The following is a 25407-nucleotide window of genomic DNA, read 5'->3' as shown; positions in this document are numbered from 1 at the left end:
TTTATTTAGCTAAGCCAAAAAGCCACTCATTGAGTGGCTTTTTTGTTTATAAAGTCGAGCATTTCATCTGTGAGTATTTGCTTAGAGATATATTGCATGTTGTTTTTATTTTTTATCAATAAGCCCTGTGGTGTTTCGATTACTTCAGTGATGTCTTGCCAAGCGAGCTGGTAGCTTTTGTAATGGTTTGCCGATTTAATGCCTTCATCATCAAAAGTGAGCGTAACCTCTGAGCCTGATGCTCTGCTAAACATTTGTCTGGTTACCCACCATGGCCTGCGATAATAAAAAGCAACGCATTCGAGTACAGCAACCATGATCAAAAATGTTCCTAAATAATGATCAGCTAAACCGTAAATGCTAAATAAACCAAGCGAAACTAACAGTACCAGTAAAAAATACTTAGGCTGAGCGCGTTTACTGTAAGGAAGTGACTCGTCAAAGCATTCATAAAAGTAGGGTTTATCAAGTGTGTAGGTTGTTGAAAATGACATAGTGCCTTGCTTTAAAAATCGTTTTGTATATTTTAGCAAGTTCGCTTATAAATGAGCAGCATTATAATGCGTGCATTTATTTCGGGCACAAAAAAACGGCCTGGAGGCCGTTTTTTTAATATATTAACTATTAACAGTTAGTTTCTTCAGCGTTTACGCCTTCTTTTACTTCCTCACACGTATCTTCAACAGAGTTTTGTACATCTGTTACTACTTCATCAATACGTTCACCTGCTTCTTCTGCGTTGTTATCTTGGCAACCCATGATGAAAAAACTTGCGAAAAGACCAATTAGTGCTGCTTTTAAAGTTGTAGAGTTCATAATGTAATTCCTTGTAAATAAATAAAATTGTAGTGTTAGTTGAGTATATGCCTACCTGGGCGATTTACCACGCAGCGCACCTGAAACTAACGAAATAACTAAAAGTACTATAAAAATAAAGAATATAATTTTTGCTATACCAGCTGCGGCACCCGCGATGCCACCAAAACCTAACACTGCAGCGATTAAAGCAATAACTAAAAATGTGATTGTCCAGCGTAACATTGTTTTCTCCTTGGTTATCAAATTTGTACACAATAGTTAATGCTAGTTGCGTGCCATGATGTATTTTTGTTTAATATCAGTTGTTTACGTTTTTTCTTTGTGTTTTTGAGTTTGCTTGATTGGTAACTTTTACGTTGGGTTGTGTAACTTATTCACACACAAAAATATATCGCCACCGAAAAGCTATGCTTGGTAAGACCAATTAACAAATTTTATTTTCTCTACATTTTATGAGTCACAGTAGGCTTAGTAGAGTACGCAATAATAGGCTTTGTTTAAACTTTACCTATAGCTTATAGATATAGTGAGTATTTTTTCTGTGTATTATGGGGTGTTGATGAGTAAGGGTTTTTACTGTGGTTAATAAATTTGGTTATATGTTATTTTTATTTTAATTGGTTTTACCAATTTACAATGGCTAGACAAAGGTATTTGTTTTGTTATTATCTAGTGAATAAATATTTAACTAAATCGATTTTTTATTTTTCGATATGGGTTTCAAGGGGAGAAGAATGGATATAGGTGCTGTACTTGCAACTGCTGGTAGCTTAATGCTAACAGGAATGGTTGGGGTGTTTGTCTTTCTTTCAATATTAATTGGCGCAGTTACAATTATGTCTAACTTGGTGGCGCGTTTTAGCCCTGCTGACGTTGCGGCTCCAGTTAAATCACCATCATTTAAATCTCAAGGTGTGCCAAATGAGCATATCGCTGCTATTAGTGCTGCCATTGCTCAGTACAAATCAAATAACAAATAAGGGGCTCACACATGGCTAAATTAAAATTAACAGAATTGGTTCTACGTGACGCTCATCAGTCATTACTTGCCACTCGTATGCGTTTAGACGACATGCTACCGATTGCCAGCAAACTAGATGATGCAGGTTATTGGTCAATTGAGTCGTGGGGCGGAGCAACATTTGATTCGTGTATTCGCTATTTAGGTGAAGATCCATGGGAACGTATTCGTGCGCTAAAAAAAGCGATGCCAAACACTAAACAGCAAATGCTATTACGCGGTCAAAACTTATTAGGCTACCGCCATTATGCTGATGATGTGGTTGAAAAGTTTGTAGAGCGAGCTCATAAAAATGGCGTTGACGTGTTCCGTATTTTTGATGCAATGAATGATGTGCGTAACTTAGAAACTGCGATTAAAGCGGCTGTAAAAGTAGGTGCTCATGCTCAAGGTACTATTTCGTACACGGTAAGCCCTGTTCATACACTTGATATGTGGCTAACTTTAGCTAAGCAACTAGAAGAGCTTGGCTGTCATTCAATTTGTATTAAAGATATGGCGGGTTTATTAAAACCGTACGATGCAGAAGAGCTTATAAAAGCGCTTAAAGAAACGGTGTCTATTCCAATCGCTATGCAGTGCCATGCTACAACAGGTTTAAGCACCGCTACATATCAAAAAGCTATTGATGCCGGTATTGATATGCTTGATACCGCTATTTCATCTATGAGTATGACCTACGGTCATTCAGCAACAGAAACAATTGTAGCGATTGTTGAAGGCACCGCACGCGATACCGAACTCGATTTAAACCAACTTGAAGAAATTGCTGCTTACTTTAGAGATGTACGTAAAAAATACGCTGCATTCGAAGGTAGCCTTAAAGGGGTTGATGGACGAATCTTATTGGCTCAAGTACCTGGTGGCATGTTAACTAACATGGAAAACCAGCTTAAAGAGCAAGGTGCAGCCGATAAGCTTAACGAAGTGTTACTTGAAATACCGCGTGTACGCGAAGATTTAGGCTTTATTCCACTTGTTACGCCAACGTCGCAAATTGTGGGTACGCAGGCTGTGCTTAACGTACTAACCGGTGAGCGTTACAAAACAATCACAAAAGAAACCGCAGGTGTATTAAAAGGTGAGTACGGTTTAACTCCAGCTCCAATGAACAAAGAGCTACAAGAGCGAGTACTTGATGGTAGCGACGTTATTACGTGTCGCCCAGCTGACAATATTGCGCCTGAGCTTGAAACGCTTGAAGCTGAGCTATTAAAAGAAGCGCAAGAACAAGGTTTAACACTCGCTGATGATAAAATTGACGACGTACTTACTTATGCACTGTTCCCGCAGGTTGGTTTGAAGTTTATCAAAAACCGTAACAACCCAGATGCGTTCGAACCAGTCCCTAGCGTAGAAGATAATTCAAGTAAGTCACCAGCTAAGGTGTCAGCCAAAGGTAACAATGTTAAGGCTGAGCAATATAGCGTTAAGGTAGACGGTAAGGTTTACGACGTTGTCGTAGCGCAAGGCGGTGAGCTTAAAGAGGTAACGTTAAAAGATTCTGAGCACTTACCTCAATCTGCTTCAGTGGCTTCGGGTGAAACGTTAAATGCACCTTTAGCAGGTAATATTTTTAAAATAAAAGTAAAAGCCGGCCAAGTTGTAAACGAAGGTGATGTTGTTGTGATTATGGAAGCCATGAAAATGGAGACTGAGGTTCGCGCAATGCATACTGGTACCATTGCTGAAGTGCTTGTGTCTGAGGGTGACTCAGTGACCACGGGCGACGCAATTATTGCGCTGGCTTAAGGAGTAAATGTAAATGGAAGGTCTTTTAAACCTTTGGCAGGCTACTGGCCTTGCTAACTTTACGTTTCCTGGCTTGATAATGATTGCAGTAGGCTGTTTGTTATTGTTTTTAGCGATATCTAAAAACTTTGAGCCACTGCTTTTATTACCAATTGGTTTTGGCGCGATATTAACTAATATTCCGGTTGCTGGACTATCAGACCCTGGTGGGCTTTTGTACTCAGTTTACTATGTGGGTATAGATACCGGTATTTTTCCACTATTAATATTTATGGGGGTTGGTGCACTAACTGACTTTAGTGCGTTAATAGCAAACCCTCGTATGTTATTGCTGGGAGCTGCGGCTCAGTTTGGTATTTTTGCGACCTTATTTGGCGCAATTTTACTTAACTTTATTCCGGGTTTTGAGTTTACTCTTCAAGATGCATCGGCTATTGCTATTATTGGTGGCGCTGACGGCCCAACGGCAATATTTTTAGCCTCAAAATTAGCGCCTGATTTATTAGGTGCCATTGCGGTAGCTGCTTATTCATACATGGCGCTAGTTCCAATTATTCAGCCTCCTATTATGCGTGCACTCACAACACCAGAAGAGCGCCAAATTAAAATGCCTGAGCTACGTAAAGTATCTAAAAAGGAAAAAATTATTTTCCCACTTATGGTGCTTACTGCAACAGCCATGTTTTTACCAGCGGCAATACCGCTAGTAGGTATGTTCTGTTTGGGTAACTTAATGCGTGAGTCGGGTGTTGTAGACCGCTTAAGTAACAGTGCGCAAAACGAAATTATCAATATAACAACTATATTTTTAGGATTGGCGGTTGGCTCTAAGCTCGCTGCAGATGACTTTTTGACAGTAGAGACTATTGGTATTTTAGTGCTGGGTGCGCTTGCTTTTGGTATTGGTACAGCATCAGGTGTGTTTATGGCTAAAGGCTTAAATAAAATATCTAAAACACCTATCAACCCGTTAATTGGTGCCGCTGGTGTGTCAGCCGTTCCTATGGCTGCGCGTGTAGTTAATAAAGTAGGGCTTGAAAATAACCCACATAACTTTTTACTTATGCACGCAATGGGCCCTAATGTGGCGGGCGTTTTAGGCAGTGCTGTTGCTGCAGGTATTTTGTTGGCACTTGTTGGCTAAATTGATTTTAGATTTCAACCAACCATTGAGCGCAGTTTACTGCGCTTTTTTTTGTCCGAAACTTCTGTTCGTTAATGGTTTCTTGTTTTGAGGTTTTTGTTTAAAGTGGTGGCTCTTCGCAATTTTAAGGATAGTCATTATGCTTCACACTCCATTAGCTCACTACTTACCTAATGTTAGTAAACTTGTATTTGGATGTATGGGGTTGGGAGGCGGTTGGAATAAAGACCCGATTACCAGCACGCACCTTAAACAAACCCACGAGTGCATTGATAACGCTATTGAAGGCGGTATTAATTTTTTTGATCACGCAGATATATACACTTTTGGCAAAGCAGAGCAGGTCTTTGGTCAAGCACTCAGTGAGCGACCAGAGCTTAGAGAGCACATATACATTCAGTCTAAATGCGGTATAAAGTTTGCTGATGAAAAAGGGCCTAAGCGATATGACTTTTCAGCCGATTGGATTGAACAGTCTGTAGAAAACTCACTTAAGCGATTAAATACGCAATACCTTGATGTACTCATGTTACATCGCCCAGATCCTTTGATGGAAGTTGATGAAGTTGCACGTGTATTTAGCTGTTTAAAAGAAAGTGGCAAAGTAAAACATTTTGCCGTATCAAACATGCAGCAACACCAAATGAACTTTTTGCAGCATGCTCTTGATATGCCTATTGTAGCTAACCAAATAGAGGCCAGCTTACAAAAGCATCAATTTATAGATGAAGGCTTGTATGCTGGCAATAGCGACGGGAAAGACATTAACTTTACGCCTGGTAATATTGAATATTGCCGCAGCTTTGACATTCAAATACAAAGTTGGGGGAGCTTGTGCCAAGGTTTGTATACCGGCGGTGATTTATCAAATGCGTCGCAAGCCGATATCAACACAAGTATTTTAGTAAATAAACTTGCTGCAATTTATGGTACCTCTGCAGAGGCTATTGTACTTGCATGGCTACTGCGCCACCCAGCGTCGATTCAACCCATTATTGGCACTACTAATGCTAAGCGTATTAAGGCATCGTGTGAGGCTATAAATGTTCATTTAAGCCGAGAGCATTGGTATGCCTTATACGAAAGCGCTAAAGGCTGCGAAGTACCATAAAAAGGCTTTCTAATGAATGTAATTATTATTTTAGTTTGTTTATTTGTAGCATTGGCATTACTGATCCCATTACTTGAAAAATATCAAAGCAAAATGGGGCTGGAAGGGGCAACAAAATACAGCAAGTATATTTGGCCATTAGTGATGGGTTCTTTAGTTATTCAGCTTATTTATGTGTTAATGAATTAGGCATGTATCGCTATTGCAGGAAAATTAAGATTAGAAGCCTTTAATATAGAGCACCCTGTGTGAGCTAACTATCGTTAATAAACAAAAAGCACAAAAAAGCCCTTGCAGGTTAAACCTGCAAGGGCTTTTTAATACAGTGATAGCCTGATTACTTAAGTGCCAGTTGTAACTCGCGGTTACGCTCTAACTGAGCAATAAAGTTATCAGCAATAGGTTTAAACTTAGCAAGCTCAGAGCGTGGTAAAGGCTCTGACTTTGGTAATTTAACTGTTTTAGGATTACGGTGAACACCGTTAACCAAAAACTCATAATGTAGATGCGCGCCAGTTACGCGACCTGTAGCACCTACAGTACCAATTTTATCACCCTGTTTAACCTTTTGACCTGTTCTAACAAGCTTTTTATTAAGGTGTAAATACTTAGTGACATACTGTGTGCCATGGCTAATAAATACATAGTTGCCGTTGTACTTGCTGTAACCTGCCTTAACAACCTTACCATTACCCGATGCAACAACGGGGGTACCAGTTCGTGCAGCGTAATCAATACCACGATGTGCTTTTACTTGCCCAGTAACTGGGTGTAAGCGACGTGGATTAAAACTCGAGCTAATATACTTAAAATTAACGGGGGCACGTAAAAATGCTTTTTTCATACTGCGGCCTTCTGGGGTGTAGAAGTTTCCATCAGTATGTCTAATTGCTGTAAAGCGCTGTCCTTGGTTAATGAACTCAGCCGCTATAATTTTACCAGTACCTATAAATTCGCCTTCAACATAGTGAGACTCGTAAATTAAGCCAAATTGATCGTTTTTACGAATGTCGTTAGCAAAATCCACATCCCAGCCAAAAATGTCAGCAAAGTTCATAATTTGGCGTTCGCTTAAACCCGCTGCAATTGCAGAAGTCCAAAAGTTGCTAGAAATTTCGCCGCCAGCTGTTTTGGTCAGGGTTTCTATTTCTTTACTATCTATCGCTGTATTGTAGTTACCTTCGTCGTCTAAGGTTACATACAGCGTATCTGTTTTAGAAATAACGTAACGCAATTGTTCAAGTGCGCCGTCTTTACCTGTTGCAAAGCTCAGTACTTCGCCTGGGTGAATTTTAGTTAGCTTGCGGGTTTCTGCGTTTGTGTTGATTAGTTTATGAAGCGTTTGCGCTGAAAAGCCCGCGCGTTTAAATATAATTGCTAAGTTGTCACCCGTTTTTACTTTGTGGTCGACTAAATCATACTCTGGAAGCTTTTCTGCTGCTTGCTCTGAGTTTAACTCGGTAAGTTTTTCGTTGTCATCGACTTTAACTTGGAGCTCGTAGCGTTTGCCAATCTCTAATGCATTTGCATTGTTGTCTTTGGACGCTGTTGCTTTCTCAGATGGAAGAAACGTTAAAGCGGCAATAGCAGAAACCAAACATAAGATAAGCAATTTGTGTTTTTTGGGGAGGGTATTAACCACGTGAACCATAACGTGCCTTTTTCTGCTGTCAAGATAATAAATACATAATATTGCAGGATATACCTAATATTGTGCGAATACCAGTGCTTTGTAGATTTTAAATCGCGCTGAATTACGCTAAAATCGGGCTTTATATGCCTTTTTAGCGCTTAATTTATCTCAGACTGTGCGCATTTTATTTAGTTGCATTAATCACTTAAAAAGTTGTTTTAATTAGGTAGAAATTTGTTATGTTAGTTGCACATATAAGTTTGATTTAGCCCTTGTTAAACTAAGGTTATACAAAACAACTAGTAGCCCTCTTTGTTGGCAGAATTTTGGAGTAATAGACTGTGGATTTACAAACCGCTCTTGCAGAGATAAAACGCGGTGCAGAAGAAATATTAATTGAAGACGAGTTAGTTGAAAAACTAAAGTCGGGCAAAAAGTTAAAAATCAAAGCGGGTTTCGATCCAACAGCGCCAGATTTACACTTAGGGCACACAGTACTAATTAATAAAATGAAAACTTTTCAAGACTTAGGTCATGAAGTTATTTTCTTAATTGGTGATTTTACAGGAATGATTGGTGATCCAACCGGTAAAAATGTGACGCGTAAACCGCTTACCCGCGAAGATGTTCTTGCCAATGCCGAAACGTATAAAGAACAAGTTTTCAAAATTCTAGATCCGGCAAAAACAACCGTTGCTTTTAATTCAACGTGGATGGAAAAGCTGGGTGCTGCAGGCATGATTAAATTAGCTGCAAACCAAACAGTTGCGCGTATGCTTGAACGTGATGACTTTAAAAAGCGTTACAATGGCGGGCAGCCAATTGCAATACATGAATTTTTATACCCGTTAGTGCAAGGTTGGGATTCGGTTGCATTAGAATCTGACGTAGAACTGGGTGGTACCGATCAGCGCTTTAATTTACTAATGGGTCGTGAGCTTCAAAAAGTTGAGGGCCAAAAGCCACAAACTGTTTTAATGATGCCATTACTTGAAGGTACTGACGGCGTTCAAAAAATGTCTAAATCTTTAGGTAACTATATTGGTATTACTGATGCACCAAATGACATGTTTGGTAAAGTTATGTCGATTAGTGATGTATTAATGTGGCGCTACTACGATTTACTAAGTGGTCTTTCGATTGAGCAAATAGCAGCACAAAAAGAACGTGTAGAGCAGGGGACTAACCCGCGCGATATCAAAATTGAACTTGCTAAAGAGCTAATTGCACGTTTTCATAGTGAAGAAGATGCACAAGCTGCGCACAACGATTTTATTCAACGCTTTCAGAAAAAAGCGCTGCCAGATGAAATTCCTGAGCTGACAGTAACCATTGCAGAAGACACTATTTTAATCGCTAACTTATTAAAAGAAGCTAATTTAGTTGCAAGCACATCAGAAGCTATGCGCATGATAAAACAAGGTGCAGTTAAACTGAACGGTGAAGAAAAAATCACTGATACCAAACTAGAAATAGCAAAAGGCACAACCGCTATTTATCAAGTAGGTAAACGTAAGTTTGCAAACATTACCGTAGCTTAAGTGTGTGGGTAATAAAAAAAACCAGCTTAGGCTGGTTTTTTTATACTCAATTTTTACTAAGTAAAGCTCAAATGCTTTTTAGAATTTCAATACACACAATAACGAGTACCCAAAAGGCGCGCGCCTGATTAAGCCGATTTAAAACCGCTGGTACATCGTCAGCGTTAGGTAACCTATCAGTACCAACCCGCATTTTGTTATGCCGCTTATTAAAGTACATAGCGGGTCCACCTAGTTGCACGCCAAGTGATGCAGAGCATGCACTGAGTAACCAGCCTGTATTTGTTTGATAGAAGTGTTGGCCATAGTGTTTTATGTAGTGAACACTTTGCTTTGTGGCCTTACTCGCAGCAATTGTGAGTGTAAGTAAACGCACCGGGATATACTCAATAACAAATAAAACAAGCTTTAATGGTCTTAAAAATTCGCTGTTTGGTGAAATATCACCACGCCATGCTTGCTGCATCAAGGTAAGTAGTCGGTAACCAAGTGCTGCAACTGGCCCTAAAAGTAAAAAAACAAATATAACCACAAAGTAATAACGAGCAGTACGAAGTATTAAGCTTTCAATGAGGGCTTTAATAATGCCTGTGGTTGAAAGCTTGCTGACTTCACGAGCAAGCAGTGGTTTTAATAGCTCGCGTGCGGCTGACTTTTGGTTTTGTTTAGTGAGCTTTGCAATACGAAGGGCTTTTTTATTGAGGCTTTGGCTTTCAAGGCAAAGGTATAAAATAAGGCCCGCAAGTAGCTCTGGGTAAAATGCAAATTCAAGTAGCAAGGTAACAATTAGTAAAATAACACTGAGCACCAGCACGCTTGCAAGTATGGCTGCTAAATAGTGGTAGCTGTTTGTATTTTGTTTATTATAAATACGTTTGCCCATGGCGCTAAATACGGCCACTAAAACGGTATTCGGGTGGTACCAACTAACAAGTGGTAAAAAGCGCTCAGCAAGGAGCGCTATTATAAATACAATAAAGTCCAAATGGTTTTGAACAATATTGCTAAGCATTTACAGTGTTACAGCTGTTAGCTTTTCAAGTAGAGCAACAACCATTTTAGATGAGTTGATTGATGCTGTTTCTAAGTATTCTTCAAACGACTGTGGCGATTCTTTGCCAGCAATATCAGACATTGAACGAATAACAACGAAAGGAGTTTCAAGCGTATGACAGGTTTGCGCGATAGACGCACCTTCCATTTCTACAGCAAGCATTGAAGGAAAGTCGCTGCGGGCTTTATCAATACGAACAGGATCACACATAAAGGTATCGCCAGTACAAATAAGGCCAACTAACGTTTTAACTTCGCTAATTTGTGCAATAGTTTGCTCGGCTGCTTCAACTAATTTAGGGTGTGCAGCAAAACCTGCAGGCATTTGTGGTACTTGGCCAATTTCGTAACCAAATGCAGTTACGTCAACATCGTGGTGACGAACTTCTGACGATATAACGACATCGCCAACACTTAATGATGGATCAAAACCGCCAGCAGAGCCGGTGTTAATTACGCAATCAGGCTTAAAATTATCAATAAGTAATGTAGTTGCAATGCTTGATGCTACTTTACCAATACCTGATTGAACAAGAGTTACTGTGCAGCCCGCTAATTCACCAGTGTAAAATGTAAAACCTGCTTTAGTTAAAGTAGCTGGGTTTTGCATTGCTTCACGCAAAATTTTAACTTCTGGCTCCATTGCGCCAATAATACCAACATTCATAGTGTTTGATTCCTGAGTTTGAATAGCTTGATTATACGTGAAGTTAGCAATAAAAAACAAAAAAGCGAGACATTTAAAATGCTCGCTTTAATGCAAATTTAGTCACCTGATAATTATATTTCGGCTAATGCTGTTGAATGGGCTTTAGCTTGTGAGGGAGATAAAACAGCAGGTTTGTGAACTCGGTTACGTAATGGGCGCTGTGCTGTTGGTGCTGGTTTACCCAGTTTGAACATAATGGCATCGCGTACTTCTGATGGGCGATAGCCCGCTTTTACCTTCATGCGAATGTGTGGAATGCCTGCAGCTTCTAAGGCGCCATTTACAAACCAGTCGCGCTGGGCTTTGTGGCCATCTTTATTTGCGTTATTTACTAAATCAACAGCTGCTACGATGGTCATTTTTTCTTTGTCGATTAACACAAAATCAAGCTGCTTATTTTTGGCTTTAGCAATAGCGGCACGTTTTGATTTAGGTGATAAACCTTCTTTACAGTCGATCACATCAATAAGCTTAACTCGACTCACTATTTTATATTGATCGCCAATAGCGCGTTCTAACAGGTTTAAAAAGGCGCTTTCTACTTGCGTAAATACACTTTGTTTACGTTTAAAAGGATAAGGATTACCACCGTCGTCACTAAATTTTGACGCGGCAATTGATGCACCTACCACTAATACTAAAATCGACAATAAAGCGAATTCCATACGGTAACTCCATAACAACAAATTGACACTGTTTTGTTAAAGCAAGTACCGTGCCCAAATATTGTATGTGATTTACCGAATGGAGATTTAAGTTAACGCAGGTGTTTTATGCCTTATACCCGCCATTAATACCTTTAACAGCAACCGCCACAGCGTCGTGGGCGTGAAGCGATTCGTAATGGTTTATTTGTAGCCAGTAATCTGCGTAACCGTCTGTTTCTAATATTGCTTTAATTTTACGCGCGGCATCTTCGCAGAACATTAAATTTTGCCCATTTAAACGGGCAAATTCTTGTTCATCTTCACGCTTTACTGCCGCTTGCACTGGCGTCTTGAGCTCGCCTTCAAGGGTATTTATTAAGTTAACTACATCAAACTCATTAATGTTGCTATTGAGTTTAACTTTTACGTTAGCAATTGAGCGCTGCGAGTGAGGGGTCGCCACAATGCCTTGTGTTGTGCCAAGCCACTCAAGTACCTCTTTTTGGTTGAGCGTGTCTTGGTTAAATTTTTCGCTAAATGCATTTTGTATTAGCTGGCGTGCAAGAGCCGCCGAGCAAGGGCAAGTTGATGAATAGGTAACATCAACGGTTAGCTCGTAACTAATGATATTATCTTCAATTGTACTTGTAAGTGTGATTGGATAGCTTTTCCAGCCAGCTTTGCCACTCAATAGAGACTTACGGCGAAGTGGTAGCTCAAACTTAAACTCAATCTGTGCCTTATTACTCAACCCTTCATGGCTAGATATAAACGTATTTAGTGCTTGGCTAATTGTTTGAGGATTTACTTGTTGCTCTGTTGAGAGTAAATCAAGCGCTAAAAATAAGCGCGACATATGAATGCCTTTGGCGTCTTCTTTGTGCAAGTTAACAAATGCGCGGGCTTTGGCATTAACAGTAACAGGGCTTAAATCACGCGATTCAAAAATAAATGGCAGTTCAATTTCACCCATGCCAACCCAGTCTAATTTACCTGTTTGTAATGCAGGAGCGGTGTCAGCTATATCGGGCATATTGGTTTGCATGCTATGTTACTCGTTATTGGCAATGATAAGGCGCATTATTTTACACGAAATAATCAATGGCTGAAACGAGGACTTTACTGCCCGCTAAAATTGCGTATGAATATTTTCTGTTTTTGTCGCACAACATGAAAATAGCGAATAGAAAAATGCTAAAATCTGTAAATAGCATTGCCTTTCTTATATTTAAGCAAACAGCAAAGAGATAAAACTACGTATGACCGATTATTCTTTGAGCCCTTGGGTTCGGGTGCTTTCAAGTTCAATAGCGCGATTTGGTGAGTTAAAAACAGCTGCCATTTGTTACGCTTTATTTTTAGCGGCATCTCTTATTTTATCGAGCATGTTTTACTACGTAGCTATAGGCGAATTGTTTCTTGTAGATATTTTGGCCGTGGTATTTTTTTCAGCTGTTGTGTCACCTTTAATTATAAGCGTACTTATTAATTCAATTCGTCAGTTAGATGCTTCCTACGCCTACTTAGATAGCGCAACTAAACAAGAAAAACTATTAAACCAAACACTTAAAGATAATATTAGTCGGCTTAATATTGAAATAGATGAACGTAAAATGGCTTTTCATGCTAAGCATCGCGCCATTGAAGAACTGCGTAGAGAAATTGCCGAGCGTAAAAAAACACAGCAAGAGCTTGCTCAGCAAAGCATGTTGCAACGCTCAATTGTTGATTCATCCCCCGATCTATTTTATTACCGCGATAACAATGGGGTATTTGCTGGCTGCAATAAAATGTTTGAAGAAGTAATGGGTAAATCAAGCAGTGAGCTTATAGGTAAAACGGTTGAACAAATATTCCCAAACGACTTTTTATCTGAAGTATTGCGCACAGATAAAGAGGTAGAGCAAACTCACAAAGCACTCACCATCGATGTAGGTTATGAAGTTGATGGTGCAACGCGCTGGTTTGAGCTACGAAAACTTCCCTTTATAAACGATGAAGGCGACTACATAGGTTTACTTGGTTTTGGGCGTGATATTACGAGCCGTAAAGAAGCGGCTGAGGCGCTTGAAACCGCATATAAAGATAAAGGGAAATTTATAGCCACATTAAGCCATGAGTTGCGTACCCCGCTTAACGGCATTGTGGGCTTAACACGTATGTTGCTCGATACCGATCTAAACAAGCAGCAACGCAGTTGGTGTAACACGGTTTTTTCAAGTGCTGAAACGCTCGGTAATATTTTTAACGACATCATAGATTTAGATAAAATAGACAGAGAGCAGCTCGATATTGCCGCCAACTCTATTAATGTATCTGATTTTATAAACGATGTTGTGAATTTTGCAGGGCTAATAACTGAGCAAAAAGGGCTTGAGTTTGATATTGAGCGAAATGGCATGCTTGATATATATGCACTGCTTGATCCTACTCGTTTACGCCAAGTGGTTTGGAACCTGATAAACAATGCAGTGAAATTTACCCAGCATGGCAAAGTCACACTTGAATGTAGCCGTGAAAATCGCCCTGAAGGCCCATGGTTAGTTATTAAAATCTCAGATACAGGGCAAGGTATTCCACAAGAGCAGCTTTCTCGTATTTTTGATATGTACTATAAAGCACCTGATTTACAAGGCACTAATGCAATAGGTTCAGGTATTGGTCTTGCGGTAACTAAAGCGCTAGTCACGGCTATGAAAGGCAGTATTACAGTAAACAGTACAGAGGGTGAGGGCAGTTGCTTTACAGTGCAAATACCGCTGAGCTTATGTATTGCGCCTACAGAGCAAAGCTATGTTGGCCGAGAGCTTTATATTTTACTCGTTGAAGACGTACCACTTAACGCCGAAATAGCCACTAATTTATTGGAGCAACGCGGACATGAAGTGCTATGGGCTGAAACGGGCGAAGATGCACTTTCGTTTGTTGATACCGAAGACGACCTAGATTTAGTATTACTTGATATGCAGCTACCCGATATAAATGGCGATGAAGTTGCAAGGCAAATCCGTGCTGATAGCCACTTTGATAACCTGCCTATTGTTGCACTAACCGCTAATGTGAGAAGTGCAGAAGAAGAACTTGAAGGTATTTCTATTCAAGGCGCTTTAGCTAAACCTATTAATACAGTAAAGCTTGATAAAATGCTCGCTGACTTATTTGATATTAAGCAAGCTCAATGCAACGAGCCACAGCTAAAAGTAACCGACGAAGCACTTAAAAGTATTGATGCGCATTTGCTAGATATTGAAACAATAGAAGACTTTGTTAATTCTATGGGGTTAGTTGTGTTTAGGCGCAGCAGTCAGTTGTTTGAAAAGCTAAATCCGCAATATCAACAAGAATTGCTTACATCATTAAATACAGGCAACAGGGAAGAGTATAAATCGGTTGCGCATAAGCTTAAAGGTGCCGCAGGTTCTGTTGGTTTGAACGATGTTCAACTGCATGCAAAAGTAATGGAATATGGCGCGATAGATGAGAGTGATGAAGTGCTTGAGGAGTGGCTGCTGGTGTTGGCAGATAAAATAAATGAAGGACAACGTGCCCTTCATTTATTTCTACAGCAATTAGAATAAACGCTAATTAGCTGTCGATTTTACCAATAAAGCGGTAGCCTTCACCATGAATGGTGCTGATAAGCTCTGATGTAGAATTATCGCTTTCAAAATGCTTACGAATACGGCGAATAGTTACATCAACAGTACGGTCGTTTGCACGTAGCTCACGGCCTGTCATATGTTTAATTAGTTGTTCACGGCTAAAAATACGACCTGGAGAATCAAGCATTAATCTCAGTGCTCTGTACTCACCTTTAGGCAAGCGCTTAGCATCGCCATTAGGAGATGTTAAACAGCGGCTATTTTCGTCTAATTCCCAACCGTTAAATGTAATAACACCATTAGTTTCAAGTGCTGATTCATCATCGCTTAGGCCAGTACGTGTAATAAGGTTACGCGCTCTAATAGTCAATTCACGAGGGTTAAATGGTTTAGTAATGTAATCATCAGCGCCAATTTCAAGCCCTAAAATACGATCAACATCGTTATCACGACCTGTTAAGAAGATAAGGCCTACTTTGCGTTTTTGGCGTAATTCACGGGCTAATATAAGGCCGTTTTTGCCTGGAAGATTGATATCCATAACTACGAGATTAACGTCGTCGTTATTTGTAAGCTTGTCATGCATGTCATCGCCATCAATGGCTTCAATAACTTTGTAACCTTCAGCTTCAAATAAACTAACGAGGTTTAGTCGAGTTACGTCTTCATCCTCTACGATTAGAATGACTGGCGTTTGCATTATTAATTAACCTTTTTGGAATATTTTATTTACAAAAAATCGGTATTTAGTATAAATCCGACTACTAGAGATTATAGGATTATATCCAATTGTTAACAAGAAAAAACAAGTTGGATAAAAATAAAACAGTAAGAGTTCAAAGTTTGCTCAAAAAGCCCGTGCAAAAACTACTGTTAAATCGATCAATACACGTATGAAGTTCATTTACTTTGATAATTTATGGACCGGCTGACTACGCAAAGCTGTTAAATAATCAGACTAATTCAAAGTTAAATTATATCACTATCTAATCTTTCATCAATGTATGTGATATCGCAAAAGTAATAAAGTTCAAAAAATTGCGCTATATAAACGATAACTATTACACTTGTTTACCACATGAAGCATAAATAGGGTCAATAAGTAGTAATTCAAGGAATACAAGTAAATATATGTGTTTGGTTACTTCACTTTTAAGGGATGGTTATGATGAATCGCGCACCGCGTTTTTTTTCTAAATCAATTAATATATGGCCGCCTAAAGCTTGGGTTACTAAATTGTAAACTAAGTGCATGCCTAAGCCACTTGCCCCTTGTCCTCTTTTTGAGGTTACAAATGGGTCGAATATTCTGTGTTTAATTTTTTTATCTACGCCTTGGCCGTTATCGCTGTAAATAATAGTGAGTTTTTTTCCTGTTAACTCTACATCAAATTGTATTTCATTATTTTCATTACCAACGAACCCGTGTAGTAGTGAGTTTGTTATTAGTTGTATAAGTACTTGTTGTAATGGTTCTGACTTGCTTTCTACGGTTAAATCGGTTGCACAATTTATGTTTATAACCGGTTTTTTCTCTTCAAGCTCTGAGCTTATTGATGTCAAAACATCTGTTATTAACTTATGAATATTAATGTATGTAGTTACGTCATCATCTTGAATAACCGCTACCTTTTTAAAGGTTGAAATTAAGTCGGCTGCACGGTTTAAGTTACGGTAAATCAAATCTAGGTTTTCAATACCGTCGTCAATAAAGCGTTTTAATTGATTTGAAGTCAGTTTTTTATCATCAAAGCTAATTTGTAAATCGGCTAACTTATCGCGCAGCAAAGTAGAGCTTGTAATACCAAGGCCTATTGGTGTGTTAACTTCATGTGCAACACCGGCAACCATTTGACCAAGCGATGCCATTTTTTCATTTTCAACAATCTGCGTTTGATACTGATGCATACGCTCAAGGGTTGATAATAACTCCTGATTTGCCTCTCGAAGGGCTATGGTTCGTTGGTTTACTTTTTCTTCTAGCCCTTGGTTAAGCTGTTTAATTTCTTCTTTGTCTTTTTCATGGCGAGTCAATTGTTTTTGGGTGCGTGTAAGCATGATATTTAAACTGTTAGAAAGCGCTGATATTTCTTTTACGTCGGTTACTGGTGCGCGTACATCGTAGTTATGATTTTTTGATACGTCTTGTAATAGCATGCTAAGCCGCTCTATCGGTCGAGCTATTCTTTTTTGAACATTTATTGCGATAAAATACACAACAACAAGTATTAGTAAAGTCAGTAAGATATCTACAACTATTTTTTGTTTTATATAATCGTCTAAGCTTTCAAGACTTCCACGCATGTATACATGACCAACAACCTTTTCATTATGAAAAATTGGCTTTATTAGTTCGATATCTTCGTGGGTTATACGTGGTGTTTTTAGTTCTTCAATGCTGTCGGTTCGAAGGGGGACTGGTGGCGTTTTTTTTGCATTAAAACTTATAAAAAAAACAGGTTTTTGAGATGCTTGCTCAATAGAATATACATGTATGTTTTTAACTAAAGGAGTTTTTTCAAAGTATTTAAGGCGTTTCTCTTCTGTTTTTCTGTCATCTTCAAAAACTGATTTTCCAGCGTCAAAAGCAACTATTTCCGCCAAAATAACGAGCTTACTCACTATTAATTGTTTTTGTTCTTTAACACTTAAATAAGTTGATATAGAAATCGATAATGACAAGCAAATAGCAGTTATAAGCATTATTAGATTTATGAGTGCTTTACGAATACTGCTTTGATGAACTTTTCTAGGCATTATTTGAGTGTCGCCTGAGTCATTGAGTTTTATTATTTTATTAGTCTAGCAAAGAAGAAACACTGTGGTGCAAAAAAATAAAAATAATAGGAAATATTTTATTGCTAAGTTGAGCACGCAGAATGCTCAACTTAAAATATAAAAAATTTAGCTACTATAAACGGCAAATTTATTGTTTTTGAAAACAGTTTGATAAGTTTCAAATTGTGTTTCTAAAATTGGCGGATATTTTAAAAAGCTGTTTGCCACAATGGTTAGTTTTCCGTTTTTAGTTAAATGTTGTTTTGCGTTAGCTAAAAACGTTTCAGCAACGCTGTAGTCTGTTGCAATTCCTGTGTGAAACGGCGGGTTGCTCACTATTAAATCAAACTTACCACTAATATTTTTAAGGCCATCACTGAGAATTGCCTCACCAGTTACCCCGTTTAACTTTAAAGTTTGAGTTGTTGCATAGGTTGCAAGTGCGCTTACGTCACTACATACAAATTCAAGAGCTGTATTTTTTAAACCCAGAAAGGTCGCAATTAAGCCAGCACCGCAACCAAAGTCGAGTACTTTACCTTGTTTGGTTGAAGGGGCATTTTCGAGTAGCATTTTGGTACCAGCGTCTAAACAGCCATGGTTAAACACGCCAGGTACGCTGATAGCTGAAAATGATGTATCGGCAATACTAACGGTAAATGTTTTATGGTAATGGCTAATATCAAATTGCGCATTAAGCTCAATTTGAGAAAATGAGTAAAGTACGCAGTGTTTAGCCGAATCAATCTTATTACTATATTGAGCTTTGCCTGCTAATTGTTTTTCAATCGATTTAACACCACTCTTATTTTCGCCAACCACTAATAACTCGGCATCGCTTGTTATTACCGCGCGTATATTATCAAGCGCCATTAGCAATTCTGGTTTTGACTTAGGGTAATAAAGAATAACTAAGTCATAGTCGCTACCGGTAATGGTGTGGTTAACGCTCACATCAACGCCATGAGTGTTTTTAGCAAATTCACCATTAGCATGGTTATAGCTAAACGCTGTAATTTTGCTATTTGGATTCAGCGTTTTAAGCTCAGCTAAAAAGCCATCTTGAACAAAGTTGACCACCAATATAGATTTACCCGTTAATGCCTCGCTATTTCGAAGTAACAGTAAACTTGGGTTGGTTAATACGCTCATAAATGGCTTTGCCTTACTAAGTGTTAAATTAATATAAAAGTGTAATTACTTGGTGCGCTCAAACATTAAGTCCCAAACGCCGTGACCTAATCGGTGGCCGCGTTGCTCAAACTTGGTAAGAGGGCGTAAATCAGGGCGAGGTACGTAGTCGTTTGTTTCTGATTGGTTTTTATAACCCGGAGCCGCTTGCATTACTTCTAGCATATGTTCTGCGTAGTTCTCCCAATCAGTAGCCATATGAAAAACACCGCCTATTTTTAATTTTGAGCGAAGCTTTTCAGCAAATTCAGTTTGTACAATACGGCGTTTATGGTGGCGCTTTTTGTGCCATGGATCTGGGAAGAATAATTGCAATGTAGTTAGGCTTTCATCGCTTAAGCAATCAGCAAGCACTTCTACAGCATCGTGTTCAAACACGCGTAAATTAGTTACGCCCGCTTCGTCGGCATCCATTAAACATGCACCAACGCCAGGGCGGTGTACTTCAATACCAATAAAGTTTAGGTGTGGAGCATTTTTAGCCATTTCGACAAGCGACTTGCCCATACCAAAGCCTATTTCTAGGACTACATCATTGTTGTTGCCGAATACTTGGCTTAAATCAAGCATGCCGTTTTTATGCTCTAAGCCCATTGTTGGCCAGCATTTTTCGATTGCAGCGGCTTGGCCTTTGGTTAATCGACCTTCGCGTTTTACAAAACTGCGAATGGTGCGGATGTATTTACCTTCTTGCTTAGCTTGCTCTAGGTTGGTATTGCTTGATTCACTCATATCTAATTGGCCTGACAAAACAATGTGTTTAAAAATGGTTGCATATTATCCCTGACGATGGCCTCAATCACAAGTATTAGCTGGTTTTACAGCCTCTATAGCTTGATCTTTTTACTCACTGCAATAGACTGACCCGCCATTGAGAATGAGTAAAAGTATAATATGTTGGACTTAAATAAAGAGCAGTCTCACTGGTTTTCAAAGCAAGTAGTTGATTGGTATCACCTTCATGGCAGAAAAACACTGCCGTGGCAATTGGGTAAAACACCTTATAAAGTGTGGGTTTCTGAGGTTATGCTCCAGCAAACTCAAGTTGTTACTGTGATCCCATACTTTGAAAAATTTATGAAAAGCTTTCCTGATATTATCGCTTTGGCGAATGCCGAAGAAGATCAGGTTCTTCACCACTGGACTGGTTTAGGTTATTACGCCCGCGCGCGAAACCTTCATAAAACAGCAAAGATAGTTCGCGATAAATACAACGGGCTGTTTCCTCAAACGCTTGAGGAAGTTATGGACTTGCCCGGTATAGGGCGTTCTACAGCAGGGGCTGTATTGTCATTGTCGCTTGGCCAGCATCACCCCATTTTAGATGGTAATGTAAAGCGAGTATTGGCACGCTATTTTATGGTGGAGGGCTGGTATGGGGTAAAAAAAGTAGAAAACCAGCTTTGGCATTTATCGTCGCAATTAACACCTAAAAATAATGTGACTGAATTCAACCAAGCTATGATGGATTTAGGTGCAAGCTTATGTTCACGTAGCCGCTTTGATTGTGAGCCGTGCCCGTTAAACAGCCGCTGCGGTGCGTTTAATGCTAGTAAGGTTAAAGAATTTCCTCATTCGAAGCCAAAAAAAGTAGTGCCTAAAAAAAGCTGTCATCAGCTAATTATAAAATGTGACGATAAGGTCCTTATGGAAAAACGCCCTAGCTCTGGTATTTGGGGGGGATTGTTTGGTTTTTTTGAGTTTGCTGAGCGTAAACAGCTAGATGACTTTTTAGTTCAACATGGCTTTAAATCAGAACTTGAGCCATTGGTACCATTCACCCATGTATTTTCTCACTTTGAGCTGACTATTAACCCACATATATTAAATCTTAAACAAATCCCGGATGTGATTAACGAACGGCAGCTAGTTTGGTACCCGCTAGATCAATCAGTAGAAGTGGGTTTGGCTGCACCAACTAAAAAGTTGGTTAAACAAATTGCACCAATAGGTTAAACTGTTTGCATTTAACGCTTAAGAGAAATTAATTATGGCACGTACTGTATTTTGTCAAAAGTTACAAAAAGAAGCCGAAGGCCTTGGTTTTCAACTTTACCCGGGTGAGCTTGGTGAAAAGATCTTTAATAACATCTCTAAAGAAGCTTTTGCTCAATGGCAACATAAACAAACTATGCTAATTAACGAAAAGCATTTAAATATGATGGATCCAGAGCATCGTACATTTTTAGAAGAACAAATGGTTGGCTTTCTGTTTGAAGGTAAAGACGTAGAAATTGAAGGCTATAGACCGCCAGAAAAATAAATAACTTATTAAAAAAGGGGCTAAAAGCCCCTTTTTTATTGCTAATTATTTAGCTATTAAGTGCTAAAACTCTTCGTTTTCTTCCTCAGCCTTTCTAACTTGCTCTTTTAAAAACTGAGCCGCTTTAGAATATTCAATTTCTAACTGGTCGCGTAAATCAATTAATTCATCAGTTGTTAGTTCGCCCGCTTTGCATTTATCTTCAAATGCGCCGGCAAGCTTACCAACTGTTTCTGCCCCAATGGTTTTAGAAATAGATCTGAGTTGATGACAACCCTCAATTATTTCTGCTAGGTCGTTAACCATAACGCCTGAATTTATTGATTTAATTAAACTTTGACTTTGCTCTAAATACATTTTGAAAAAGCGAAGTTGTTTTGCTTTATCGCCATTTACGTATTTGGCGACTGCATCCATATCTATTGGCAAGGCAGTGTTTTGTTGAGGAGCTAGCGCTTGCTTAGGAGCTTGCTTGTCGCTCCAGCGTTTTAAAGTATCTTCAAGCGCATTGAGTTCTATAGGCTTTGTAATAAAGTCATTAATACCTACTGCTAAACAGCGTTCTTTTTCACCTTTGAGAGCGTTAGCGGTAACTGCAACTATATAAGGTTGTGCGTCTATAGCTTCTAGTAATTCAGCTTCGTTACGAATTTTTTCAACCATGTCGTATCCCGACATTTTTGGCATGTGTAGATCGGTTAAAATAAGTGAGAAATTATTCTTTCTCCACATATCTAGGCCTTCTTCGCCATTGTTGGCAACCTCTACGCCATACCCCAATATATGCAATTGGTCAGTTAAAACTTGCTGGTTTAGAAGGTTGTCTTCAACAAGCAAAATTAATTTATTTGATTCTCGAGCTTGCTCAATATTTAAATAGTTATTTAGCGATTTTGCTTTTTTAATTTGTTTTGGTTGATGTAAGCCTGCTGCAACCAAAATAGAAAGCATAAAGTTGGACTTACAAAGCGGAGATGCATTTATGTAAAATATGTTTTTATGATTAATGGCCGCTTCATCTAGTTTGCTTAATACGACTACTTGCTGATTGTAATCCTCGAGTGAGTACAATAACCGCCTCAATAAAGAGTTAATATCATCAATATTATCTATGCCGTCAGCAACCCAAATAGCACCCTCTGTGTTTTGGTGTTGTTCAATTTCTTTTTCTGTGTGCGCATAAATAACTTTTGCACCCATAAACGATAAATAACGGTACATTATTTTTTCGCGTTGAAGGTTGTTACTTACAACAATAATTGGTTTGCCGTCTAAGGCATTTTTATGAGCATATTTTATTTTACCAGAGGTGCTAAAAGGCAGCTCAACGGTAAATTCACTGCCAATACCTGCATGGCTATTTACATGAATAGTACCTAACATTAACTCTGTTAGACTCTTACAAATAGAAAGCCCTAACCCTGTGCCACCAAACTCTCTGGTTATTGAACTCTCAGCCTGAACAAATGGGCTAAATATGTCTCTTAGCTGAGCTTGTGTCATCCCTTTGCCGTTATCGGTTACGCAAAAGCGCAAGGTAAAATGGTCGGCGGTGTTATGCGCAACCTCAACCGAAATTCTCACATGGCCTTGGGTTTTTTCATCAGTGCTTGTGAATTTAATTGCATTGCTGCATAAATTATAAAGTACTTGGCGCACACGTACGCTGTCACCGACTAGATTTACTGGAATATCAGGCGCAATTGATAATTCTAAATCGAGTTCTCGTTTTTTAGCTACCGACGATAAAACGCGAGTTACTTCTTCTAGGGTATCGCTCACTGAAAAAGGGATTGGGTCTATGTTGAGCTTACCAGCTTCAATTTTAGAAAAATCTAAAATATCATCCAAAATACTCAATAGTGAGAATGCTGATTCGCGAATAATAGTACTTAAGCGATGCTGAGCACCATCAAGGTCTGTTTGACGAAGCAAATCGATAGTACCAATAACACCATTCATAGGCGTTCTGATTTCGTGGCTCATAGTAGCCAAAAAGGTGGTTTTAGTTTCGCTAGCTCTTTGTGCTTTTAAAGTTTCTCTCTCGAGTGCAATAGTGCGGTTTTGCACCTCTGACTCTAAACCATTTTGTAGTTTTTTCAGTTCTTTTTGTACCGACTCGTTATCGCTAAGGGCTGTTTGTACTTGCTTAAGGAGTACATTTATACTTTGTGCTACAGAGCCTAAACCAATATCTAGCTGTTCATTAACATTACTATTATAGTTACCTTGCTCTGTAATAGCCTGAAGTTCTTGCGAGAGTGAGTCAGTGCTTTTACGTAAACGGCCATTAATGTATACGTTAAAAAGTAACGCGAAGATAAATAAAGAAATAACAGTTGCGATTGCAACGCCATATGCAATTACCTGAGAGTCTTGCATGCTTAATGGTGGTGGAGCTAACTCTTGTTTTATAATTAGCTCACCAATTGGCTGATCGTTAAGTAAGAGAATATGATGCAACACACCTGTGCTCTCATTATATTGTGTAATTTTGATGGAATCAGGTGCGGTCTCGCTATTGCTATAAACGAGTTGTGTATCAGAAGTCGCGCTGAAACGATAAAGAGTATATTCAAATTCATCATCTAAAGAGGATGTTAAGTCGAGTAATTGCTTAACCTTGTCTTGGCCATACATTGTTAGCGCGTCGATCATAGGCTGATTTAATGTAGATGCGAGTGTTTTAATATTTACCGATGGCTCAGGTTTAACTGTTTGTGTATCGTTTTTGATGTAGAACGAGTAACCAAATACAGCAAGAGCGGTAATTGCAATATTAAATATAAAAAAAAGTGGTAATAACCCTTTTACCGGCGAAGAGAATTTACTCTGCATTGAATGTTCCCATTGATGTGTTTTTGCTACTTTAGCTATTAGCATAGGTATCTGAACTAATCGTACCATTTACCAAAAATAATTCACTACGGTTTTAGTCTGATTTAGTTATAATATTTCATATATATAGACTGGTTTGTGGTAAAAATGTACGTTATCAATAAAAAATGTACTGAGTTGCTTGAAAACCGTTCAAACAGTCGTAAAGGATAAAAAAAAAGTTGACTTGTAAGGGCAAAACTCGTTTAATACGCCGCACGCCCAGACAGCTGATTTAGTAGATGTTGTTGGGAGTTACATTAAAAATCGGTTAAGATTTTTAATTAGCACTGTTTAAGTGCCTCGATAGCTCAGTTGGTAGAGCAGAGGATTGAAAATCCTCGTGTCCCTGGTTCGATTCCGGGTCGAGGCACCATTTATAAGTTTATCAATCTTTAAAATTGATTAAGTGCCTTAGCACACAGTTTAGTGTGCCGACTTAGCTCAGCTGGTAGAGCAACTGACTTGTAATCAGTAGGTCAACCGTTCGACTCGGTTAGTCGGCACCATTCATCAACTTATTTCTATTATCAAAACACTAAATCAGTAGTCTGTACAAGTTACCCGTTCGACTCGGTTAGTCGGCACCATTCATCAACTTATTTCTATTATCAAAATACTGAATCAGTAGTCTGTACAAGTTACCCGTTCGACTCGGTTAGTCGGCACCATTTATTTTAGTTAAGTGTTTTAACAACATTTAATTAGCACTGTTTAAGTGCCTCGATAGCTCAGTTGGTAGAGCAGAGGATTGAAAATCCTCGTGTCCCTGGTTCGATTCCGGGTCGAGGCACCATTTATAAGTTTATCAATCTTTAAAATTGATTAAGTGCCTTAGCACACAGTTTAGTGTGCCGACTTAGCTCAGCTGGTAGAGCAACTGACTTGTAATCAGTAGGTCAACCGTTCGACTCGGTTAGTCGGCACCATTTATTTTAGTTAAGTGTTTTAACAACATTTAATTAGCACTGTTTAAGTGCCTCGATAGCTCAGTTGGTAGAGCAGAGGATTGAAAATCCTCGTGTCCCTGGTTCGATTCCGGGTCGAGGCACCATTTATACAAAGCCTTGCTTATGCAGGGCTTTTTTGTTTTTGACCCCTGTTCAAAACTGCCTTTCAAATAATTTAGTGTGCCGACTTAGCTCAGCTGGTAGAGCAACTGACTTGTAATCAGTAGGTCAACCGTTCGACTCGGTTAGTCGGCACCATTTATCAACTTACTTCAATTATCAAAACACTAAATCAGTAGTCTGTATAAGTTACCCA

22 protein-coding genes and 6 tRNA genes are annotated in these 25407 nt (G+C 38.9%); 15 read left to right on the top strand and 13 right to left on the bottom strand.

The annotated features are described in order from the left end of the window. Positions 1–26: 26 nt before the first annotated feature. The 3 genes from PMAN_RS11890 to PMAN_RS11880 all read right to left on the bottom strand — a co-directional run bounded on the left by PMAN_RS11890 (position 27) and on the right by PMAN_RS11880 (position 1041). Positions 27–494, bottom strand: a complete 468-nt coding sequence (locus tag PMAN_RS11890) for a YcxB family protein (RefSeq protein ID WP_010556539.1) — start codon at positions 492–494, stop codon at positions 27–29. A gap of 130 nt (positions 495–624) precedes the next feature. After that, a complete protein-coding gene (locus PMAN_RS11885) occupies positions 625–816 on the bottom strand; it encodes a hypothetical protein (RefSeq protein ID WP_006794346.1) in 192 nt (63 codons plus the stop codon). A 51-nt stretch (positions 817–867) separates the two neighbouring features. Beyond that, positions 868–1041, bottom strand: a complete 174-nt coding sequence (locus PMAN_RS11880) for a DUF1328 family protein (protein WP_006794345.1) — start codon at positions 1039–1041, stop codon at positions 868–870. Between the two features lie 512 nt (positions 1042–1553). On the opposite strand from PMAN_RS11880, the gene PMAN_RS11875 reads away from it, so the two are divergent. The 5 genes from PMAN_RS11875 to PMAN_RS11855 all read left to right on the top strand — a co-directional run bounded on the left by PMAN_RS11875 (position 1554) and on the right by PMAN_RS11855 (position 6036). Beyond that, entirely contained in the window at positions 1554–1799 is a 246-nt protein-coding gene (locus PMAN_RS11875; RefSeq protein WP_006794344.1) for an OadG family protein, read from the top strand. Between the two features lie 11 nt (positions 1800–1810). Continuing rightward, positions 1811–3592: a sodium-extruding oxaloacetate decarboxylase subunit alpha gene (gene oadA / locus PMAN_RS11870; RefSeq protein WP_008129399.1), complete on the top strand. Its 1782-nt coding sequence runs from the start codon at positions 1811–1813 to the stop codon at positions 3590–3592. A gap of 13 nt (positions 3593–3605) precedes the next feature. Beyond that, positions 3606–4736: a sodium ion-translocating decarboxylase subunit beta gene (locus tag PMAN_RS11865; protein ID WP_010556538.1), complete on the top strand. Its 1131-nt coding sequence runs from the start codon at positions 3606–3608 to the stop codon at positions 4734–4736. A 139-nt stretch (positions 4737–4875) separates the two neighbouring features. Beyond that, positions 4876–5847, top strand: a complete 972-nt coding sequence (locus tag PMAN_RS11860) for an aldo/keto reductase (protein WP_006794341.1) — start codon at positions 4876–4878, stop codon at positions 5845–5847. Positions 5848–5859: 12 nt separating this feature from the next. After that, on the top strand, positions 5860–6036 hold the full coding sequence (locus PMAN_RS11855) for a hypothetical protein (RefSeq protein ID WP_010556537.1): 177 nt from the start codon (positions 5860–5862) through the stop codon (positions 6034–6036). Positions 6037–6184: 148 nt separating this feature from the next. Here PMAN_RS11855 and PMAN_RS11850 read toward each other — a convergent pair whose 3' ends face one another. Then, positions 6185–7498, bottom strand: coding sequence for a peptidoglycan DD-metalloendopeptidase family protein (locus PMAN_RS11850; RefSeq protein WP_010556536.1), 1314 nt, complete (start codon positions 7496–7498; stop codon positions 6185–6187). Between the two features lie 323 nt (positions 7499–7821). Here PMAN_RS11850 and tyrS point away from each other — a divergent pair, with 323 nt between their 5' ends. Continuing rightward, entirely contained in the window at positions 7822–9021 is a 1200-nt protein-coding gene (tyrS, locus tag PMAN_RS11845) for a tyrosine--tRNA ligase (protein WP_006794338.1), read from the top strand. 67 nt (positions 9022–9088) lie between these two features. Here the strand turns inward: tyrS and PMAN_RS11840 are convergent, their stop codons facing one another. The 4 genes from PMAN_RS11840 to folE2 form a co-directional block, all read right to left on the bottom strand. Beyond that, positions 9089–10033 carry a cobalamin biosynthesis protein CobD/CbiB gene (locus PMAN_RS11840; RefSeq protein WP_010556535.1) on the bottom strand — a complete coding sequence of 315 codons (945 nt, stop codon included), beginning with the start codon at positions 10031–10033 and terminating at the stop codon, positions 9089–9091. Continuing rightward, positions 10034–10741, bottom strand: coding sequence for a 5'-methylthioadenosine/S-adenosylhomocysteine nucleosidase (gene mtnN / locus PMAN_RS11835; protein WP_010556534.1), 708 nt, complete (start codon positions 10739–10741; stop codon positions 10034–10036). 113 nt (positions 10742–10854) lie between these two features. Beyond that, positions 10855–11448, bottom strand: a complete 594-nt coding sequence (locus PMAN_RS11830; RefSeq protein ID WP_006794335.1) for a DUF2726 domain-containing protein — start codon at positions 11446–11448, stop codon at positions 10855–10857. 106 nt (positions 11449–11554) lie between these two features. Next, positions 11555–12475 (bottom strand): GTP cyclohydrolase FolE2, encoded by a 921-nt coding sequence (gene folE2 / locus PMAN_RS11825; protein WP_010556533.1) that lies wholly within the window; start codon positions 12473–12475, stop codon positions 11555–11557. 214 nt (positions 12476–12689) lie between these two features. On the opposite strand from folE2, the gene arcB reads away from it, so the two are divergent. Next, positions 12690–15008, top strand: a complete 2319-nt coding sequence (gene arcB / locus PMAN_RS11820; protein ID WP_010556532.1) for an aerobic respiration two-component sensor histidine kinase ArcB — start codon at positions 12690–12692, stop codon at positions 15006–15008. Between the two features lie 7 nt (positions 15009–15015). On the opposite strand, the gene arcA is transcribed toward arcB, so the two are convergent. The 4 genes from arcA to trmB all read right to left on the bottom strand — a co-directional run bounded on the left by arcA (position 15016) and on the right by trmB (position 19733). Continuing rightward, complete coding sequence (arcA, locus tag PMAN_RS11815; RefSeq protein WP_006794331.1) at positions 15016–15732, bottom strand: two-component system response regulator ArcA; 717 nt, start codon at positions 15730–15732, stop codon at positions 15016–15018. A 452-nt stretch (positions 15733–16184) separates the two neighbouring features. Further along, complete coding sequence (locus PMAN_RS11810; RefSeq protein WP_010556531.1) at positions 16185–17789, bottom strand: sensor histidine kinase; 1605 nt, start codon at positions 17787–17789, stop codon at positions 16185–16187. 147 nt (positions 17790–17936) lie between these two features. Then, on the bottom strand, positions 17937–18962 hold the full coding sequence (locus PMAN_RS11805; RefSeq protein ID WP_010556530.1) for a methyltransferase: 1026 nt from the start codon (positions 18960–18962) through the stop codon (positions 17937–17939). Between the two features lie 45 nt (positions 18963–19007). Further along, complete coding sequence (gene trmB / locus PMAN_RS11800; protein ID WP_006794328.1) at positions 19008–19733, bottom strand: tRNA (guanosine(46)-N7)-methyltransferase TrmB; 726 nt, start codon at positions 19731–19733, stop codon at positions 19008–19010. A 162-nt stretch (positions 19734–19895) separates the two neighbouring features. Between trmB and mutY the strand changes: the two genes are divergently transcribed. Next, positions 19896–20957 carry an A/G-specific adenine glycosylase gene (mutY, locus tag PMAN_RS11795; protein ID WP_010556529.1) on the top strand — a complete coding sequence of 354 codons (1062 nt, stop codon included), beginning with the start codon at positions 19896–19898 and terminating at the stop codon, positions 20955–20957. A gap of 34 nt (positions 20958–20991) precedes the next feature. Beyond that, positions 20992–21264 (top strand): oxidative damage protection protein, encoded by a 273-nt coding sequence (locus PMAN_RS11790; RefSeq protein WP_006794326.1) that lies wholly within the window; start codon positions 20992–20994, stop codon positions 21262–21264. A gap of 63 nt (positions 21265–21327) precedes the next feature. Here PMAN_RS11790 and PMAN_RS11785 read toward each other — a convergent pair whose 3' ends face one another. Beyond that, positions 21328–24102, bottom strand: a complete 2775-nt coding sequence (locus PMAN_RS11785; RefSeq protein ID WP_010556528.1) for an ATP-binding protein — start codon at positions 24100–24102, stop codon at positions 21328–21330. Between the two features lie 339 nt (positions 24103–24441). Between PMAN_RS11785 and PMAN_RS11780 the strand changes: the two genes are divergently transcribed. From PMAN_RS11780 to PMAN_RS11755, 6 genes are all read left to right on the top strand, one after another. Next, positions 24442–24517: transfer RNA gene (locus PMAN_RS11780), tRNA-Phe, on the top strand. Positions 24518–24574: 57 nt separating this feature from the next. After that, positions 24575–24650: transfer RNA gene (locus tag PMAN_RS11775), tRNA-Thr, on the top strand. A gap of 211 nt (positions 24651–24861) precedes the next feature. Then, positions 24862–24937, top strand: a tRNA-Phe gene (locus PMAN_RS11770). Positions 24938–24994: 57 nt separating this feature from the next. Then, positions 24995–25070, top strand: a tRNA-Thr gene (locus PMAN_RS11765). A gap of 49 nt (positions 25071–25119) precedes the next feature. Beyond that, positions 25120–25195 (top strand) — tRNA-Phe (locus tag PMAN_RS11760). Between the two features lie 78 nt (positions 25196–25273). Further along, positions 25274–25349, top strand: a tRNA-Thr gene (locus PMAN_RS11755). Positions 25350–25407: the final 58 nt, after the last annotated feature.

The sequence above is a fragment of the Pseudoalteromonas marina genome (genome assembly GCF_000238335.3).
Classification (GTDB): domain Bacteria; phylum Pseudomonadota; class Gammaproteobacteria; order Enterobacterales; family Alteromonadaceae; genus Pseudoalteromonas; species Pseudoalteromonas marina.
The sequence above is the reverse complement of the archived record's forward strand: the minus strand, read 5'-3'. Positions and strand labels throughout refer to the sequence as shown.

Bases quoted from the DNA above. Each gene is read 5' to 3' on its own strand.
- PMAN_RS11805 (WP_010556530.1), bottom strand. From the start codon at position 18,962: ATGAGCGTATTAACCAACCCAAGTTTACTGTTACTTCGAAATAGCGAG.
- PMAN_RS11875 (WP_006794344.1), top strand. From the start codon at position 1,554: ATGGATATAGGTGCTGTACTTGCAACTGCTGGTAGCTTAATGCTAACA.
- mtnN (WP_010556534.1), bottom strand. From the start codon at position 10,741: ATGAATGTTGGTATTATTGGCGCAATGGAGCCAGAAGTTAAAATTTTG.
- PMAN_RS11810 (WP_010556531.1), bottom strand. From the start codon at position 17,789: ATGCCTAGAAAAGTTCATCAAAGCAGTATTCGTAAAGCACTCATAAAT.
- oadA (WP_008129399.1), top strand. From the start codon at position 1,811: ATGGCTAAATTAAAATTAACAGAATTGGTTCTACGTGACGCTCATCAG.
- trmB (WP_006794328.1), bottom strand. From the start codon at position 19,733: ATGAGTGAATCAAGCAATACCAACCTAGAGCAAGCTAAGCAAGAAGGT.
- arcB (WP_010556532.1), top strand. From the start codon at position 12,690: ATGACCGATTATTCTTTGAGCCCTTGGGTTCGGGTGCTTTCAAGTTCA.
- PMAN_RS11880 (WP_006794345.1), bottom strand. From the start codon at position 1,041: ATGTTACGCTGGACAATCACATTTTTAGTTATTGCTTTAATCGCTGCA.
- arcA (WP_006794331.1), bottom strand. From the start codon at position 15,732: ATGCAAACGCCAGTCATTCTAATCGTAGAGGATGAAGACGTAACTCGA.
- PMAN_RS11840 (WP_010556535.1), bottom strand. From the start codon at position 10,033: ATGCTTAGCAATATTGTTCAAAACCATTTGGACTTTATTGTATTTATA.
- PMAN_RS11855 (WP_010556537.1), top strand. From the start codon at position 5,860: ATGAATGTAATTATTATTTTAGTTTGTTTATTTGTAGCATTGGCATTA.
- PMAN_RS11885 (WP_006794346.1), bottom strand. From the start codon at position 816: ATGAACTCTACAACTTTAAAAGCAGCACTAATTGGTCTTTTCGCAAGT.
- PMAN_RS11860 (WP_006794341.1), top strand. From the start codon at position 4,876: ATGCTTCACACTCCATTAGCTCACTACTTACCTAATGTTAGTAAACTT.
- PMAN_RS11790 (WP_006794326.1), top strand. From the start codon at position 20,992: ATGGCACGTACTGTATTTTGTCAAAAGTTACAAAAAGAAGCCGAAGGC.
- PMAN_RS11785 (WP_010556528.1), bottom strand. From the start codon at position 24,102: ATGCAGAGTAAATTCTCTTCGCCGGTAAAAGGGTTATTACCACTTTTT.
- mutY (WP_010556529.1), top strand. From the start codon at position 19,896: ATGTTGGACTTAAATAAAGAGCAGTCTCACTGGTTTTCAAAGCAAGTA.
- PMAN_RS11890 (WP_010556539.1), bottom strand. From the start codon at position 494: ATGTCATTTTCAACAACCTACACACTTGATAAACCCTACTTTTATGAA.
- PMAN_RS11830 (WP_006794335.1), bottom strand. From the start codon at position 11,448: ATGGAATTCGCTTTATTGTCGATTTTAGTATTAGTGGTAGGTGCATCA.
- folE2 (WP_010556533.1), bottom strand. From the start codon at position 12,475: ATGCAAACCAATATGCCCGATATAGCTGACACCGCTCCTGCATTACAA.
- PMAN_RS11850 (WP_010556536.1), bottom strand. From the start codon at position 7,498: ATGGTTCACGTGGTTAATACCCTCCCCAAAAAACACAAATTGCTTATC.
- PMAN_RS11865 (WP_010556538.1), top strand. From the start codon at position 3,606: ATGGAAGGTCTTTTAAACCTTTGGCAGGCTACTGGCCTTGCTAACTTT.